At 64.3% G+C, this 16,074-nt stretch carries 14 protein-coding genes; 1 reads left to right on the top strand and 13 read right to left on the bottom strand.

Features of this window, described 5'->3' with window-relative positions:
• The 10 genes from NKH23_RS03715 to NKH23_RS03670 all read right to left on the bottom strand — a co-directional run bounded on the left by NKH23_RS03715 (position 1) and on the right by NKH23_RS03670 (position 11,023).
• Positions 1–945: an ABC transporter permease gene (locus NKH23_RS03715; protein WP_352718417.1), complete on the bottom strand. Its 945-nt coding sequence runs from the start codon at positions 943–945 to the stop codon at positions 1–3.
• Positions 942–1,997 carry an ABC transporter permease gene (locus tag NKH23_RS03710; protein ID WP_352912947.1) on the bottom strand — a complete coding sequence of 352 codons (1,056 nt, stop codon included), beginning with the start codon at positions 1,995–1,997 and terminating at the stop codon, positions 942–944. The genes NKH23_RS03715 and NKH23_RS03710 overlap by 4 nt, the downstream gene beginning before the upstream one ends.
• Positions 1,997–3,508 carry an ABC transporter ATP-binding protein gene (locus NKH23_RS03705; RefSeq protein ID WP_502908311.1) on the bottom strand — a complete coding sequence of 504 codons (1,512 nt, stop codon included), beginning with the start codon at positions 3,506–3,508 and terminating at the stop codon, positions 1,997–1,999. Before NKH23_RS03705 ends, NKH23_RS03710 begins: the two co-directional genes overlap by 1 nt.
• 179 nt (positions 3,509–3,687) lie before the next feature.
• The gene (locus NKH23_RS03700) at positions 3,688–4,719 is read right to left on the bottom strand and encodes a BMP family protein (protein ID WP_352912948.1); all 1,032 of its coding nucleotides are present in this window, start codon (positions 4,717–4,719) and stop codon (positions 3,688–3,690) included.
• Positions 4,720–4,871: 152 nt separating this feature from the next.
• On the bottom strand, positions 4,872–6,077 hold the full coding sequence (gene pcaF, locus NKH23_RS03695; protein ID WP_352912949.1) for a 3-oxoadipyl-CoA thiolase: 1,206 nt from the start codon (positions 6,075–6,077) through the stop codon (positions 4,872–4,874).
• Between the two features lie 144 nt (positions 6,078–6,221).
• Positions 6,222–6,983, bottom strand: coding sequence for an SDR family NAD(P)-dependent oxidoreductase (locus NKH23_RS03690; RefSeq protein ID WP_352912950.1), 762 nt, complete (start codon positions 6,981–6,983; stop codon positions 6,222–6,224).
• A gap of 12 nt (positions 6,984–6,995) precedes the next feature.
• Complete coding sequence (locus NKH23_RS03685; RefSeq protein ID WP_352912951.1) at positions 6,996–7,808, bottom strand: ABC transporter permease; 813 nt, start codon at positions 7,806–7,808, stop codon at positions 6,996–6,998.
• Entirely contained in the window at positions 7,808–8,671 is an 864-nt protein-coding gene (locus NKH23_RS03680) for an ABC transporter permease (RefSeq protein WP_352912952.1), read from the bottom strand. The genes NKH23_RS03685 and NKH23_RS03680 overlap by 1 nt, the downstream gene beginning before the upstream one ends.
• A gap of 77 nt (positions 8,672–8,748) precedes the next feature.
• Complete coding sequence (locus NKH23_RS03675; protein ID WP_353024815.1) at positions 8,749–9,912, bottom strand: ABC transporter substrate-binding protein; 1,164 nt, start codon at positions 9,910–9,912, stop codon at positions 8,749–8,751.
• The gene (locus NKH23_RS03670; protein WP_352912953.1) at positions 9,893–11,023 is read right to left on the bottom strand and encodes an ABC transporter ATP-binding protein; all 1,131 of its coding nucleotides are present in this window, start codon (positions 11,021–11,023) and stop codon (positions 9,893–9,895) included. Before NKH23_RS03670 ends, NKH23_RS03675 begins: the two co-directional genes overlap by 20 nt.
• Before the next feature lie 114 nt (positions 11,024–11,137).
• On the opposite strand from NKH23_RS03670, the gene NKH23_RS03665 reads away from it, so the two are divergent.
• Entirely contained in the window at positions 11,138–11,950 is an 813-nt protein-coding gene (locus tag NKH23_RS03665; RefSeq protein WP_352912954.1) for a helix-turn-helix transcriptional regulator, read from the top strand.
• A gap of 7 nt (positions 11,951–11,957) precedes the next feature.
• Here the strand turns inward: NKH23_RS03665 and NKH23_RS03660 are convergent, their stop codons facing one another.
• The 3 genes from NKH23_RS03660 to NKH23_RS03650 form a co-directional block, all read right to left on the bottom strand.
• Positions 11,958–14,027 (bottom strand): 3-hydroxyacyl-CoA dehydrogenase NAD-binding domain-containing protein, encoded by a 2,070-nt coding sequence (locus NKH23_RS03660; RefSeq protein ID WP_352912955.1) that lies wholly within the window; start codon positions 14,025–14,027, stop codon positions 11,958–11,960.
• 122 nt (positions 14,028–14,149) lie between these two features.
• A complete protein-coding gene (locus tag NKH23_RS03655) occupies positions 14,150–15,097 on the bottom strand; it encodes an ABC transporter permease (protein WP_023678189.1) in 948 nt (315 codons plus the stop codon).
• Positions 15,098–15,099: 2 nt separating this feature from the next.
• The gene (locus tag NKH23_RS03650; RefSeq protein WP_352912956.1) at positions 15,100–16,074 is read right to left on the bottom strand and encodes an ABC transporter permease; all 975 of its coding nucleotides are present in this window, start codon (positions 16,072–16,074) and stop codon (positions 15,100–15,102) included.

The raw sequence follows: 16,074 nt of genomic DNA, 5'->3' as shown, positions 1-16,074 counted from the left end.
CTACCGCTCTTCGCGCCGGAACGGCTTGAGCAGCGCCGACGGGGCTACCGCATTGCGCGACATCACCGCCATAGCGACGATGGTGAAGATGAACGGCAGCATCAGGAACGCCTCGTAAGGAATGTGTCCGAGCCCACTCGCTTGCATGCGCAACTGCAAGGCGTCGACGAAGGCAAACAGCAGTGCCGCGCCTGCCGATCGCCACGGATCCCAGCGGCCGAAAACGACGAGTGCGATTGCCACCCAGCCCCGCCCCGAAACCACGCCGAAGGTGAACGCGTTGAACTGCGCCATCGACAGGAAGGCACCGGCCAGCCCCATCAAGGCACCGCCGAGAATCACCGCCTGGAAGCGCGTAGCGATGACGCTGACGCCTGCCGAATCGGCGGCCCGCGGGTTTTCACCGACCATGCGAACCGACAGGCCCCACGGTGTGCGGTAGAGCACGACGGCGGCCAGGGGAATAGACAGCATCGCCATGTAGACCAGCGAAAACTGGTTGAACACCGCCGGCCCAAGCACCGGAATGCCGGACAGGATCGGGATCGGCAGCGTCTCGAACCCCTTGATGTTCGGTGGCACCGATTGCTGGCCGAAGATCAGCCGGTAGAGGAAATAGGCAAGGCCCGACGAGAACAGCGTCACGCCGATGCCGCAGACATGCTGGCTGAGGCCGAGCGCCACCGTGAACAGCGCGTGCACGGCGCCCATCAGCGCCCCGGTCAGCACCGCCGCTAGCACGCCAAGCCAGAGGCTGCCGCTGAGGCTCGCCGCGGTGAAGCCGGTCATTGCCGACAAAAGCATGATGCCTTCGATACCGAGATTAAGCACCCCGGCGCGTTCGGAAAACATTTCGCCCAGCGTCGCGAAGGCAAGCGGCGTGGCGATGCGGATAATCGCGGCCAGGAAGCCGACCTGGAATATCTGCTCCAGCACCGCGCTCATTTGGCTGTTCCCACGCGGCGGAGGCGATAGGCGGTGAACAGCAGCGCCACCAGCATGGCGAGCAGCGCCGTTCCCTGAATAACGTCGCTGAGGAAGGCCGGAACGCCGGTCGCCCGCGACATCGCCTCGGCGCCGGTCATCACCGCGGCAAGGAAAATCGCCGCCGGCACCACGCCGAGCGGATTGAGCCTCGCCAGCATGGCGACGACGATGCCGGAATAGCCATAGCCCGGCGAGATGTCGCTCATCACCTGGAAATGCACGCCGCCGACCTCGCCGACGCCCGCAAGGCCGGCCAATGCGCCAGACAGCAGCGCCGTCGAAATCAGCACCCGCTCGACATTGATGCCGCCATAGCGTGCCGCCTCGGGGTTTTCGCCGATGACCCTGATGCGGAAGCCGAGCGTCGTACGCGCGACCACGAACCAGATCAGGGGTGCTGCGACCAGCGCCGCGACGACGCCGAGATGCAGCCGCGTGCCTTCGAGCAGCACCGGAAAATTGGCCGTATCCTCAATCGGCGGCGAGATCGGGTAGCCGCTGAAACTATCCTTCCATGGCCCCTCGATCAGCGCCATCAGTGCGTAGAAAATGACCGAATTGAGCAGCAGCGAGCTGACCACGTCATCGACCCTGAATTTCACCCGCAGCGTCGCAGGGATCAGGGCGACGGCCGCGCCGGCGGCGGCGCCCGCCAGCGCCATCAGCAGCATGGCGAGCGGACCCGGCATCGGGCTGGCGCCGACGGCACAGCTCGCCACCGCACCGGCCAGCAATTGTCCTTCGGCGCCGATGTTCCAGAATTTGGCGCGGAAGGCGACCGCCACGGCAAGCCCGGTGAAGATCATCGGAGTGGCACGCACCAGCGTTTCGGTGATGGCATAGCTGTCGCCCAGCGACGCCGAAAACATCACGCCGTAGGCCTCAACGACACCGGCGCCGGCCAATGCGATCAGGCCGCTGCACAGGATCAGCGCCGCCCCGATGGCGAGCAGCGGCAGCGCCAGATTGAACCAGGTGGGCGTTGAGGTGCGGGCCTCGAGACGGAACATCAAGCCTTTCCCTCCGCCCCAGTCATCATCAACCCGAGTCTGGCAACGCTGGCATCGGCGCTGTCCAGCGTGCTGACGATGCGGCCCTCATACATCACCGCGATACGATCCGAGAGCATCAGCAACTCTTCCAGATCCTCGCCGATAACGATGATGCCGCAGCCCTTGGCGCGCATGTCGAGGAATTTTTCGTGGATGAAGCGCGCGGCGCCGATATCGAGGCCGCGAGTCGGCTGCGAAACAACCAGCACCTTCGGATCGAAGGCGAGTTCGCGCGCCAGAAGCGCCTTTTGCAGATTGCCGCCGGAAAGCGCCCCGGCGCGCGTCATCGGCCCGGGGCAACGTATATCGTAGGCCTTGATCTGCGCCTCGGCGAAGGCGCGGATCGCATCCGGCTTGAGCAGGCCGTTGCGGCTGAACGCCGCCGTGCCGATGCGCGGCAGCACCATGGAATCGGCGAGCGGCAGATTGGTGACCAGCCCTGTCGTCATACGGTCTTCCGGGATGCGGCCGAGGCCGAGCGCCTGCACGTCGCGCGGCGAGAACCGCGAAACTGCTTTGCCGGCTATCGTCATCTGTCCCGCATCGGGCGCTCGCACGCCGGAGATAACCTCGGCAAGCGCGCGCTGGCCATTGCCGGAGACGCCGGCGATGCCAAGGATCTCGCCGCCACGTACAGACAGCGACACGTCGCGCAGCGCCATGCCGGAATGCTGCGATGTCGAGATGCCGTCGAGCGTCAGTACCGCCGCACCCGGCGTCGATGGCCCCCTGGCCGGCGGCACGATCTCGTGGCCGCACATCAGCCGCGCCATCTCCGAAGATGTCGTGCTGGCCGGCGCATCGACGCGGCCGGCAACGCGCCCGTGCCTGAGCACGACGCAGCGATGCGTCAGCGCCCGCACCTCGTTGAGCTTGTGCGAGATGAAGATGATGCCGAGCCCCTGTGCCGCCATAGAGCGCAGCGCCGAAAACAGTCCGTCGACCTCGGTTGGCGCCAGCACCGCTGTCGGCTCGTCGAGGATCAGCAGCCTTGCGCCGCGAAACAGTGCCTTGACGATCTCGAGCCGCTGTTGCTCGCCCACCGACAGCGCCGCGACGGGGAGGTCCGGGTCGAGCGTCAGCCCGTGCTGGCGGCCGATCTCGGCAAGCCGCGCCAGCCCGCCGGGCCGGTCGATCCGGCCCGATCTGCCGGGAATGCCGATCAAGAGGTTTTCCAGCACCGAAAGCCGCGATGCGAGATGAAAATGCTGGTGCACCATGCCGATGCCGGCGGCAAGCGCATCGGCCGAGCTGTTGATCGCCACCGGCCGGCCCTGCACCAGGATCTCGCCGGCGTCAGGCGCATAGGCGCCGAACAGCACATTCATCAGCGTCGTCTTGCCGGCGCCGTTTTCGCCGAGCAGCCCGAGGATCTCTCCCGGCGCGACGCTGAGATCGACGGCTTCGTTCGCCTTGACGGCGCCAAAGCTCTTGGAGATGCCGCGCATTTCGATGAGAGGGGCGGGCAAGATGGCTCCCGGTGGGTTGATGGCGCGGATACCCCTCCCCTTGAGGGGAGGGTACCGAGCGAAGCGAGGCGGGAGGGGTCACCTCAGCTGCCTCGACTTTGACTTAAGACGATGGAGCGCGTCGCTGAGGACCCCACCCGGCCCTGCGGGCCACCCTCCCCTCAAGGGGGAGGGATCTCTCAGTCCGAGACCGGCGTATTCTCATCCACGTCGACGCGGAAATTGCCATCGAGGATCTCGGCCTTCTTCTTCTCGACCAGTTCCTTGACCTCGGCCGGCAGCGTCTTGTCGAATTTATGGTAGGGCGCGAGGTAGGAGCCCCCCTTGGCCATGCGCGAGAAATCGCCGTAGTCCTGCGCCGTGAAGACGCCGGCCTTGACCAGCTTGATCGCCTGCTCGACGGTCGGATACATATCCCAGACCGGCCCGGTGATCACCGTGTCGGGGCCGAGGCTCGACTGGTCCGACATGTTGGAGATGGCGAGGATCTTCTTCTCCGCCGCCGCTTCGATGACGCCGAAGCGCTCGGCATAGATGACGTCGACGCCGGCATCGATCTGGGCGACGGCCGCTTCCTTTGCCTTTGGCGGATCGAAGAACGAGCCGATGAAGGCGACCTTCTTCTTGATGTTGGGATTGACCTCCCTGGCGCCGGCAAAGAAGGCGTTGACCAGCCGGTTCACTTCCGGAATGCCCATCGCCGCGACGGTGCCGATCGTGCCCGATTTCGACATCTTTCCGGCGATCATCCCGGACAGATAGGCCGGCTCGTGGATCCAGTTGTCAAAAACGCCGAAATTCGGCTCGGCCGGGCCAGCGCCGGAGCCGAACAGGAAGGCCGTTTTCGGAAACTGCTTGGCGGTCCTGCGCGATTCGCGCTCGGCGGCGAAGGCATCGCCCAGCACCAGCTCATAGCCGCCTTGCGCATATTCGCGCATGACACGGCTGAAATCGGCGGTCTGCACCTTCTCCGACCATTTGTATTCGATGCCGAGTTCCTTCTCGGCCTTCTGCAGGGCGACGTGGATCTGGTTGTCCCACGGCTCCTCGATCGGCGTGGCGAAGATCGCCGCCACTTTCAGCTTCTTTGTCTTAGCGAAGGCGCTGCCCGGCAGCATCGCCGCCGCAAGGCCGAGCGCGCCCAATTCCAGCACATTGCGGCGCGAAAGTCCTTCGCGTTTCGATTGGATTCTGCTCTTCCCGTTGTCCATTGCATGCCCCTCTGATTGGCGCCGTGTCGAGCCGGCTCTCTTCTCTGGAATATCGGCGAAGGAACTATGGAGCGGTGCCCGGCTTTTGTCCACATGGTCAAATTTGAGTGGGCGGAACGCGCCATTAAATGGCCCGGCAAACCCACGCTTGCTCACAATCTCTCGAGCGCCACCGCAATGCCTTGGCCGACCCCGATGCACATGGTCGCGAGGCCGTAGCGGCCGCCGCGTTCGCGCAGTTCCAATGCCGCCGTGCCGGTGATGCGCGCCCCGGACATGCCGAGGGGATGGCCAAGCGCAATGGCGCCGCCATTCGGGTTGACGTGCCCCGCGTCTTCGGCGATGCCGAGCTGGCGCAGCACGGCGATGCCTTGGGAGGCAAAGGCCTCGTTGAGCTCGACGACGTCGAATTGCTGCGGCGTCAGGCCGAGCCGGGCACATAGCTTTTGCGTGGCCGGCACTGGGCCGATGCCCATGATGCGCGGCGCCACGCCGGCAGTGGCACCGCCGAGGATACGGGCGATCGGCGTCAACCCGTATCTTTTCACGGCTGCTTCCGAGGCGACGATCAGCGCCGCCGCGCCGTCGTTGACGCCCGACGCATTGCCGGCCGTGACCGTGCCGCCTTGCCGGAACGGCGTCGGCAACTTGGCCAACGCTTCGACGGTCGTACCCGCGCGCGGATGCTCGTCCTTTGATACGACCACCGGATCGCCCTTGCGCTGCGGGATCGTCACCGGCGTGATTTCCTTCGCCAGGCGGCCATTGGCTTGTGCGGCGACCGCCTTGTCCTGGCTGCGCACGGCAAACGCATCCTGGTCCGCGCGGGAGACCGCGAACTCTTCCGCCACGTTCTCGCCGGTCTCAGGCATCGAATCGACGCCGTATTGCTTCTTCATCAGCGGATTGACGAAGCGCCAGCCGATCGTGGTGTCGTAAATCTCGGCATTGCGCGAAAAGGCGGTTTCCGCCTTCGGCATGACAAACGGAGCACGGCTCATCGATTCGACGCCGCCTGATATCATCAGCTCCGCCTCGCCGGCCTTGATGGCGCGGGCGGCAATCATCACTGCATCCATTCCCGAACCGCAGAGGCGATTGACTGTCGAGCCGGGAACCTCCTTGGGCAGGCCGGCCAACAGCAACGCCATGCGCGCCACATTGCGATTGTCCTCGCCGGCCTGATTGGCGCAGCCATAGACGACGTCGTCAATGGCAGCCCAGTCGACGCCGGGATTGCGCTCGACCAGCGCCTTCAGAGGGATCGCGCCAAGATCGTCGGCGCGGACCGCAGACAACGAACCGCCGAAGCGTCCTATCGGCGTGCGGATGTAGTCGCAGATATAGGCCTCGGCCATTATGAAGCCTTCCCTTTTGCGCTGACGATTTCTGCTCCCGGCCCAGCCATGTTGGCCGCATTCTCCTTGAGACGAAAGCACATCTCGCCGCCGGCCGTTAGGCCAAGAGGATATCTTCCGCTCCTAAATGCGGGGAGCGGCGGATCAGCCGACGCTTTCGCCACCGTCGATCACCAGCGCCTGGCCGGTCATGAAGGACGAGCGGTCGGAGACGAGGAACAGGATCGCTTCGGCGATTTCCTCCGCGCTGGCCCAGCGCTGCATGGGGATCTTGGTGCGGACATAGTTTTCGATCGCCGCCCGCCCGCCCATCTGCGTGATGAACGGTTCGTTGAAGGGCGTATCGACCCAGCCGGGGCACAGCGCGTTGATGCGGACATTGTGTTTGGCATAGTCGAGCGACATCTGCCGGGTCATCGCCACCACTGCATGTTTTGACGTTGCGTAGGCGATCATTTCGCGGTCGTAGAACACACCCGAATTCGAGGCGGTATTCAGGATCACCCCGCCGCCTTGCGCGATCATCGACGGCATGACCAGCCTGGCCGCGAGGAACTGCGCCCGCACATTGATCCGCCAGGAGGCATCCATGCCGTCGGCGCCGACTTCGGTCAGCGTGCCGCCGACCTGGATCCCGGCATGATTGTGCAGGATGTCGATCCGCCGATGCCGGCCCAGCGTTCCTGCAATGAGCTGCTCGACCGCCGCATCCTCGCCGACATCGGTGGCGACTGCCTCGGCCCGACCGCCGGCCGCACGAATGTCGGAAGCGGTTGCTTCCCCCGCCGCCTGGTCCCTGTCGGCGATCACCACGAGCGCGCCTTCCCTGGCCATCATCATGGCGCCGGCACGCCCGATCCCCGACCCGGCACCCGTCACCACGGCGATGCGATCTCTCAGAATCATGTTTTTTATCTTTCAGTGTGATGGTTTTCGTTGCCGCAGTTGCCATCGGGCAAGCACCACGAGCAGAACGGAGGCGACAAGCACGATCGTCGCGATGGCATTGATCTCCGGCGTGACCCCGCGCCGGATCGAGGCAAAGACATAGATCGGCAATGTCGTCTGTGCGCCGGCGACGAAGAAAGCGACGATGAAATCGTCGAAGGAGAATGTGAAGGCGAGCAGGAAGCCGGCGATTACCGCCGGCATGATCTGCGGCAACACGATGCTGCGGAACGTCGTCAGCGGGGTGGCATAGAGGTCGCTCGAGGCCTCGACCAGGTTGCGGTCGAGGCTGCCGAGGCGCGTGCCGACAATCATCGCCACCAGCGCCATCGAAAACAGCCCGTGCGCGGCGATGATCGAGCCATAGCCAAGCGCCAGGCGCGGTGGCTGGTCGTTCGGCCACAGCGAAGCGACAAACGGGTTGACGAGCCCAAACAGCTGGACCAGCGCGACCAGTGTCGAGATGCCGATGACCACGCCCGGAACGACGATCGCAGCCCCCAGGAGGGCATCGAAGACGGCTCGTGTTCGGGCGCCAACACGCGCCAGGCCTAGCGCCGCCGCCGTGCCGCAGAGTGCCGCCAGCAAGGCGCTGGTCGTGGCGATGAACAGGCTGTTCTTCAGCGCTTCGACCAGGAAAGGGTTTGCCAGTGCCTTGCCGTACCACTGCACCGAGAAGCCGGTGAACTCGCTGGCGTGGTGGCCGGCGTTGAATGAGAACAGCACCACCAGCGCGATCGGCAGGTAGAGAAAGGCGAAGACCGCAACGACGAAGGCACGCATCAGATCAGGTCCACCCGGCGGGCACCCGAAAGCCGGGTCGAAATGCGGTTCGCGGCAAGCAGCACGACCACGGAAACCGCCACAAGCGTGATGGCGATTGCCGACCCGAATGGCCAGTTGCGCGATTGCAGGAACAGATCGACCAGCGCGTTGCCGATGAAGAAGACCTTGCCGCCGCCGAGCAGTGTCGGGATCAGATATTCGCCGAGCAGCAGGATAATGACCAGCGAGAAGCCGGTCATCACACCCGGCAAAGAGAGCCGCAGCGTCACGCCGAGGAATGTCGAGAGCGGCGTCGCGCCGAGATCGGCGGAGGCCTCCAGCAGCCGGCGGTCGAGCCGCTCGAGGCTAACATAAATCGGCAGGATCATCAGCGGTAGGTAACCATAGACGATGCCGAGCAGAACCGCTCCCGGCGTGTTGATCAGCCGCACGTCCTCGACCCCGACATAGGCCAGCAGAGCCGGGATGCCACGCCCGCCAAGCACATACATCCAGGCATAGGTTCGCATCAGCAGGCTGGTCCAGAACGGGATGACGACAAGCGCCAGCAGGATCAGTCGCCACCGTTCCGGCGCGCGCAAAGCGAGGTAATAGGCGGCCGGATAGGCAACGAGAAGGCAGGCCAGTGCACCCGCCGGCGCCAGCACCATGGTGTTCCAGAAGGCGGTCGCCCGCGCCGGAAGATTGGCATACTGCGCCAAGGTGAAAGCGGCCTGATATCCGCCTTCCGGCGCCCGCTCGCCGACACTGAAGACGGTGATCGCGACGAACGGCAAAACTAAAAACACCAACAGCCACGCGGTCGCCGGACCGAGCAGCAGGGCGGTCAGGAGATTGTGACGAAAAACATTGCTGCGCATTGAAAAAACCGCCCCGGTGCCGGCGGACATCTGCCCGCCGGGGGAGTTGCCTGCATCGGACCTATGGTCCGCCCCGGTCAAGCCGACTTGAAGCGTGCCATCAATTCGGCCCGGCCCGGATCGGTCAAGGTCGCGGCTGCACCGAATTCGAGTGGCTTCAGCAGATCCGCCGCCGGATAGAGGATCGGATTTTCCAGCACCTCCTTGGGCAGCAGCGCATTGACCCGCGCATCGGTGGAAGGCGCACCATTGGCCAGGTGCTCCTTGACCGCGACTTTCGGGTTCATCAAATAGTTGAGCAAGGCATAACCGGCAGGCTTGTTGGGCGCATCCTTGGGGATTGCGTAGAAGTCGGTCCAGATCTCGCCGCCTTCCTTGCCAAGCACATAGGCGATTTCGGGGATGTCGCGGTGGAGCTGCGCCCCGTCATTGGTCCAGCACATCGTCATCCAGGCGTCGCCGGCACGCATCGACGGCTGGTAGTCGCTGGAGACCGCGAACAGATGCGGCTTGACCTTCAGCAGCAATTCCTCCGCCTTGGCGAGTTCGTCCGGCTTCAGCGAGTTGAACGAGAAGCCGAAATATTTCAGCGCGTTGCCGATCGTGGTCAGCTGGTAATCATGAACCATGGTCCGGCCGTCGCCCTCCGCCATGGCCGTGTCCCAGAATTCCTTCCAGCTCGTCATCGGCTTGGCCAGTTTCTTGGTGTTGACGGCAAAGCCGGTGGTGCCCCAATTCTTCGGCACAGCGTAGGTCACGCCGTCGATGGTGCCTTCCCCAGTGAAGCGCGGGTCTTCTTGCGAGCCGTCATAATTGGCAAGCTTGGCCATATCCAGCGCTTCGATGATGCCAAGCTTCTTGTAAGTCGAGATCGTGTAGTTGGTCGGAACGAAAAGGCTCCAGCCCGAGGCGCCGGCCTGCAGCTTGGCCAGCATCTCCTCGTTTGACCCGAACACGTTGACCTCGACGGCAACACCGGTCTCGGCCTTGAAATTCTCGAACGTCGCCGGGTCGTGATAATTGGGCCAGGTGGCAATCGACATGCGGTCGCCAAGCCCCTCCTGGGCGAAGGCTGGCGACGGCATGATGCCGAGTTCGCGGGCCATTACCGCGGTAGCGAGACCAAGGCCGGTAAGGCCAAGGAACTCGCGGCGGCCGATGGAACCGCGCTTGAGGCGCATCAACTGGTCGACGAATTTTTCAGGGCTTATCGGCAGTCCGTCACGATACGATTTCGACATTTTTGTTTTCCCACTGGTTGGTCCCGTTATTCTCCGGAAACGCCAGCGGCGTTCCGGCTGTAAAGCCGACGGCGACGGGTTCACCCGGCTTGAAGAGATTTCCACCGCCGACCAGATGATCGGCCTTGGCGAGCAGTGTCCCGATGCCCTGGACCTCGATTGCATATTCCGCGGTCGAACCGAGAAAGATCCGGTTGCGGACAAGCCCGTTCAGCCGGCCGCTTCCGGGCGCGCCGAGGCTTAGCGATTCAGGGCGCAGGCTGACCGAAACGGCTTCACCCTGAGCTAGCGGAGTCCGCTTGCGCGCTGCAATGACAGTGCCGTCGGCAAGCGCCACCTCGACGAGCTTGCCCGAGAGCCCGACGACCTTGCCGCTCAAGAGATTGGTCTTGCCGACGAAGTCGGCGACGAAGAGGTCGGCGGGTTCGTCATAGATTTCGCTCGGCTGCCCAAGCTGGACGATGCGCCCGCCATTCATGACGCAGACGAAATCGCTCATCGACAGTGCCTCTTCCTGATCGTGGGTGACCAAGACGAAGGTGATGCCGATCTCGCGCTGCAGATTCTGCAGCTCTATCTGCATGTCGGTGCGCAGCTTCTTGTCGAGCGCCGCCAGGGGCTCGTCGAGCAGCAGCACCGCCGGCTTGTTGACCAGCGCCCGCGCCAGGGCGACACGCTGCTGCTGGCCGCCGGAAAGCTCATGGATCTTGCGGCGTCCATAGCCGGCAAGCCGAACCATGGCTAGCGCCTCGCCTGCCTTCAGGCTGATCTCCCGCGACGACAGGCGCGGCCGCGCCTGGCGGAGGCCATAGGCGACGTTGTCCTCCACATCCAGATGCGGAAACAACGCATATTGCTGGAACACCATGTTGACCGGCCGCCGATAGGGCGGCGTGCCGGCCATGTCGCGGCCACGGATGAATACCACACCTTCGCTTGGCTGTTCGAAGCCGCCGATCATGCGCAAGCAGGTTGTCTTGCCGCAGCCGGACGGCCCGAGTAAGGCGACAAAGGCAGACGGCGGGATGACAAGATCGATGCCGCTGACCGCGGTCACGCTGCCGTAGCGTTTGGTGACCCCGCGAAACTCGACATCGGGCACTGCGGTCAAAGCTGCGGGCTCCTGCGGGTAGCTAACCTCGAAACGCTATCAGAGCCAATGGCAGCTAGTATATACCTCCCAGGTGGTATATTTCGTCTATTTTCTCGTTTGGAGGGGTATGAATTGAGCGTTTCGCGCAGCGATGAATACAGCCGGCTCGCTGCGCTCATCGCAGCGACGCGGGAGACGAGCGGCGAGCTTTTCGGCAAAGCAATGGTCGCCTGGCTCCGCCAGCATGTCAGCTTCGATCATTGCGTGATCTTCGGCTATCGCGGCGCCTCACGCCCGCCGCTGCTGTTCGAGACATTCTCGCCGGCCGAAAGCCACGTCTTCGTCGCGCTCTATCAGGAAGGGCCTTATCTGCTCGACCCGTTCCACCATGCGGCAGTCGAGCGCAAGGAAGGCTTTTGGCGCATGCGCGAATTGGCGCCGGACCGCTTCTATGCCAGCGAATATTACCGCTCCTATTACAGCCAGACCAGGCTTGCGGAGGAGGTCGGCTTCTTCGTGCCGCTGCCGGGAAAGGACGCGCTGGTGCTCTCGCTAATGCGATTGCGCGCTTCGGGGCCGTTCGGAACCGCCGATGCCAGGTTGCTGCGCGACATGGCGCCTGCGGTGATCAGCCTCATCAGGCTGCGCTGGCCTATCCTTCCGGCTGACGGACCGGTTGGGACGAAGCAAGACGAGGCGATTGCTCCGGTCAGCGAGTTCGAACGTGCTCACATCTGGAAGAGCCTTTCGCTCACGCCGCGCGAACAGCATGTCGTCGATCTGGTGCTTCAGGGCCATTCCACGGAATCGATTGCCAGGGCGATGCGCATCGTGCCGGGAACCGTAAAAGTTCATCGCCGCAACATTTACCGCAAGCTCAAGATCAAATCGCAGGCCGGCCTGTTCGCACGTTTCGTCGAGATCATGGACGCGCGGATTCGGTAGTCCACATTTATCCGGCAGCACCGTCCCAGGAACCGGTTTCGGCCATCTGCCTGAGCAGAGGTGCCACCCGAAAGACGTCCTTGCCGGTCTGCTGGTGCCAGTGATCCAGCCGCCGGATGATCTTGTCCACGCCTTCGAGGCTTGCCCAGAACATCGGTCCGCCCTTGCCGACCGGGAAGCCATAGCCGTTGACCCAGACGACGTCGATATCGGACGCGCGGGCGGCTATTCCCTCCTCCAGGATTTTCGCGCCCTCGTTGATCATCGGATAGAGCGTCCGCTCGATGATCTCCTCGGTGCCGATCGGGCGCGGTGCAATGCCGCGCTCGGCAGCCTTGTTGCGGATTAGCGCCTCGACCTCGGGATTGGGCAGCGGCGTGCGCGAACCGTCATCATAGCGATAGAAGCCGCTGCCGGTCTTCTGGCCGAAATGCCCCTGTTCGCACAGTGCATCGGCGATTGCCGCCGTCTGGCCGCGCGCCTTGCGGTTGCGCCAGCCTATGTCGAGGCCGGCGAGATCACTCATCTCGAACGGCCCCATCGGCCAGCCGAAATCGGTGAACGCCTGGTCGACCTGGCGCGGCATTGCGCCCTCGAGCAGAAGCATCTCCAGTTCCGCACCGCGCGCAGCCAGCATGCGGTTGCCGACGAAGCCGTGGCAGACGCCGACGACGACCGGCACCTTGCCGATCCGCCGCGCCAGATCGACGATGGTCGTCAGCACGTCGGGCGAAGTCTTGTCGGCGCGGACGATTTCCAAAAGCTTCATGACGTTAGCCGGCGAAAAGAAGTGCATGCCGAGGAGATCTTGCGGCCGCGACGTCGAAGCGGCGATTTCGTTGACGTCGAGATAGGAGGTGTTGGTGGCGAGGATCGCGCCCGGTTTGGCCACGGCATCCAGCCTGCCGAATACCTCCTTCTTGACCGCCATTTCCTCGAACACAGCCTCGACGATCAGGTCGCAATCGGCGAGGTCGGCATAGTCGGTGCTGCCCCTGAACAAATCCAGCCGTTCGCGCTTGGCATCTTCGCTCAGGGAGCCGCGGATGACGGAAACGGCATAATTCTTGTCGATCGTCGCCAGCCCGCGCTGCAAGGCTTCCTGTGTCGCTTCCAGCAAGGTCACGGGGACGCCGCCATTGGCGAATGCCATGGCGATGCCCCCGCCCATCGTGCCGGCGCCGATGACGCCGACCCGGGCGATCTCGCGCTTGCCGACATCCTTGCCCGGGATCTTTGCCGCCTCACGTTCGGCAAAGAACAAATGACGCTGGGCGCGCGATTGGTCGCCGGCGACAAGTTTGAGGAACAGGTCGCGTTCGGCCGCCAGCGCTTCGTCGAAGGGCAGCGTCAGGGCGTTGCGGACCGACTGCGCACAGGCTATCGGCGCCTTGAGGCCGCGTGCTTTTTTGGAAAGAGCTGCCGCCTGCTTGTCGAAGGCCGGCAAGTCGGCCTGGTCGAGGCGATCATTGCGGTCGCGCACCGGCGTGAACGGACCGCCTTTGGCGACCATGTCGGCCGCAAAACTCACCGCTTGCGCGATCAGGTCGCCATGGAAGACGGCATCCACCAGGCCGTCGGCGAGCGCCTCGGCCGCAACGATCGGCGTTCCCGAAACGATCATGCTGAGCGCCTTCAGCGGACCGACGAGACGCGGCAGGCGGACCGTGCCGCCGCCGCCCGGCAGCAGGCCGAGCTTGACTTCCGGCAGGCCGAGCCTTGCCCCTTGGTCGGCAACACGGAAATGGCAGCCGAGCGCCAGTTCCAGGCCGCCGCCGAGCGCAGTGCCATGAATGGCGGCGACCGTCGGCTTGGCGATAGTTTCCAGCACGGCGACCAGGGCGCGCAGGTCCGGTTGCCGCACCGGCTTGCCGAACTCGGTGATGTCGGCGCCGGCGACGAAGGTCCGGCCAGCGCAGGCGATGACGATTGCCGCCACCGAAGGCTCGTCGCGCAGCGAGACAAGCGCCCGCATCAACGGCTCGCGCACATGAAAGCTCAGCGCGTTGACCGGCGGATTGTCGATGCTCACCAGCGCGACGTTGCCGTGCCTTGTAGTGCTGACGAAATCGGACACGCAAACCTCATACAATGATGTTGGCCAATAGCGCGACGGGATTTACAGCGCTGGCATGCGGATGGGAACCACGTGTTTTGCGGACTGGACCGATATACTCGCGCCCCGGGTCGGGCCTTGCCTTAGCGCAACGCCTTCTGCCCGCCGGCCGCGGTGATGACGCCGACGATGATCAGCCCTGTCAGCACCAGGCGGACGCCGACGCTGACGCCGAACGTGTTGAGCATGGTCAATAGCAGCACCAGGAACAGCGCTGCGCCCCAGACCCCCGGCACATTGGCCTTGCCGCCCGCCACCGACGTGCCGCCGATGACGACGACAGCGATCGAGGCCAGCAGATACTCATTGCCGATATCGACGTTGGCGCCGCGGAAATAACCGGCGAGCAATGCACCGTCGAGGCCGCCGAGCGCGCCCGACAGCGTGTAGGTGAGGAAGCGGGTGCGGCCGACATTGACGCCTGCCAGCCAGGCGGCGCGGATGTTCTGGCCGATCGCCAGCACCGAGCGTCCGTAGATCATGCGCTGCAAAACGATGCCGGCGCCGATGGTGAACAGCACGGTGAGGATCGCCAGCACCGGGATGCCGAACACCTGCCAGTTGGTGAAGTCGGCAAAGCCCGGCGGCGGCTTGATCTGCAAGCCCCGCCCATAGCTGATATCGACTGACTGGATGACGAAGCTGGCCGACAGCGTGGCGATGATCGGCGGAATGCGCAGCGCCCAGATCAGGAGGTAGTTGACGGCGCCGATCGCCATGCCGCAGGCAAGTGCGGCCAGCAGTCCGACCGCGATCATCGCATCATTGCCGTCCATGACCTTCATGGCAACGGCGCTGGCAAGGCCGATATTGGCCGGCAGCGACAGGTCGACATTGCCCGGCCCGAGCGTGATGACGAACATCTGCCCGACGCCGACGATGACGGTGAAGACGGCGAGCGACAGCGCCGCCGTGATCATGCCGCCGCCTCCATAGCCGCCCGTGAAGGCGATGGTCGCCAGCCATACCAGCAGCGCCCCGAAGAACGACCAGATCCAGGGTCTGGCGAGCAGTGTCCGCAGCGAGGCCATGCTCACCTCTCCCTGCGGCTGATCAGCACCCGCGCCGCCAGCACGATGATCAGGATGGCGCCATTGGCGGCGACCTGCCAGTCGGGTGGAATGTGCATGAACGTCAAGAGCGGCGAGGCGGCCAGGGCCAGCGTCAGCGCGCCGATGACGGCGCCGATCGGCGACACCCGGCCGCCGACGAACTCGCCGCCGCCGAGGATGACGCCGGCGATCGAAAGCAGCGTGTAGCCATTGCCGATATTGGCATCGGCCGAGGTGGTGATGCCGATCAGCGCCATGCCGGACAAAACGCCGAACAGGCCGGTCAGCGCAAACAGTGTGATCTTGGTGCGGAGCAGCGACCAGCCGGCGCGCTTCAGTGCAGCTGAATTGCCGCCCGATCCGCGCAGGATGACGCCATAGGACGTGCGCATCAGGCCAAAGTGGACGACGGCTGCGATCAGCAATGCCGCGATGATCGGGAACGGAATGAAGGGTGGCTTGAAGGCCATCAGCGCCAGCAGCCAGTCCGGCGCCTTGCCGCCGGGCTTCGGCAGGATCAGGATGGCCAGGCCCTGCCAGACAAAACTCATGCCGAGCGTCACCACGATCGAGGGCAGGTTGCGCAGATGGATCAGCGCGCCGAGCAGCGCGTAGACGCCGATCGACCCGAGCAGGATCACGACGCCGAGCAGTGGCGCGTCCTTCAGCCACGTCGCCGTCACGCAGCCGACGAAGCCGACAAAGGTGCCGATCGACAGATCGAGCTCGTTGCCGGCGATGACGAACATCTGCGCGATCGTCGCCAGCGCGATCGGGATCGCCAGATTGAGCATCAGGCTGAAGCCAAAATAACTGATGGCGCGCGGATTGAGCCAGGCAATGGCGATGAGCACCAGCGCCAGCGACAGTGCCGGCAGCAGGCTGCGCAGCGTGCGCGCCCGCCTCGTGGCGCGAGCCGAAGATTTTAGCCCATTCTCGATGGATACCGCTGTCAT

Origin of the sequence: Mesorhizobium sp. M1328 (assembly GCF_040318075.1) — a bacterium.
In the GTDB taxonomy this organism is placed as follows: domain Bacteria; phylum Pseudomonadota; class Alphaproteobacteria; order Rhizobiales; family Rhizobiaceae; genus Mesorhizobium.
Note: the sequence above shows the minus strand (reverse complement) of the source record. Positions and strands in the feature narration are given on the sequence as shown.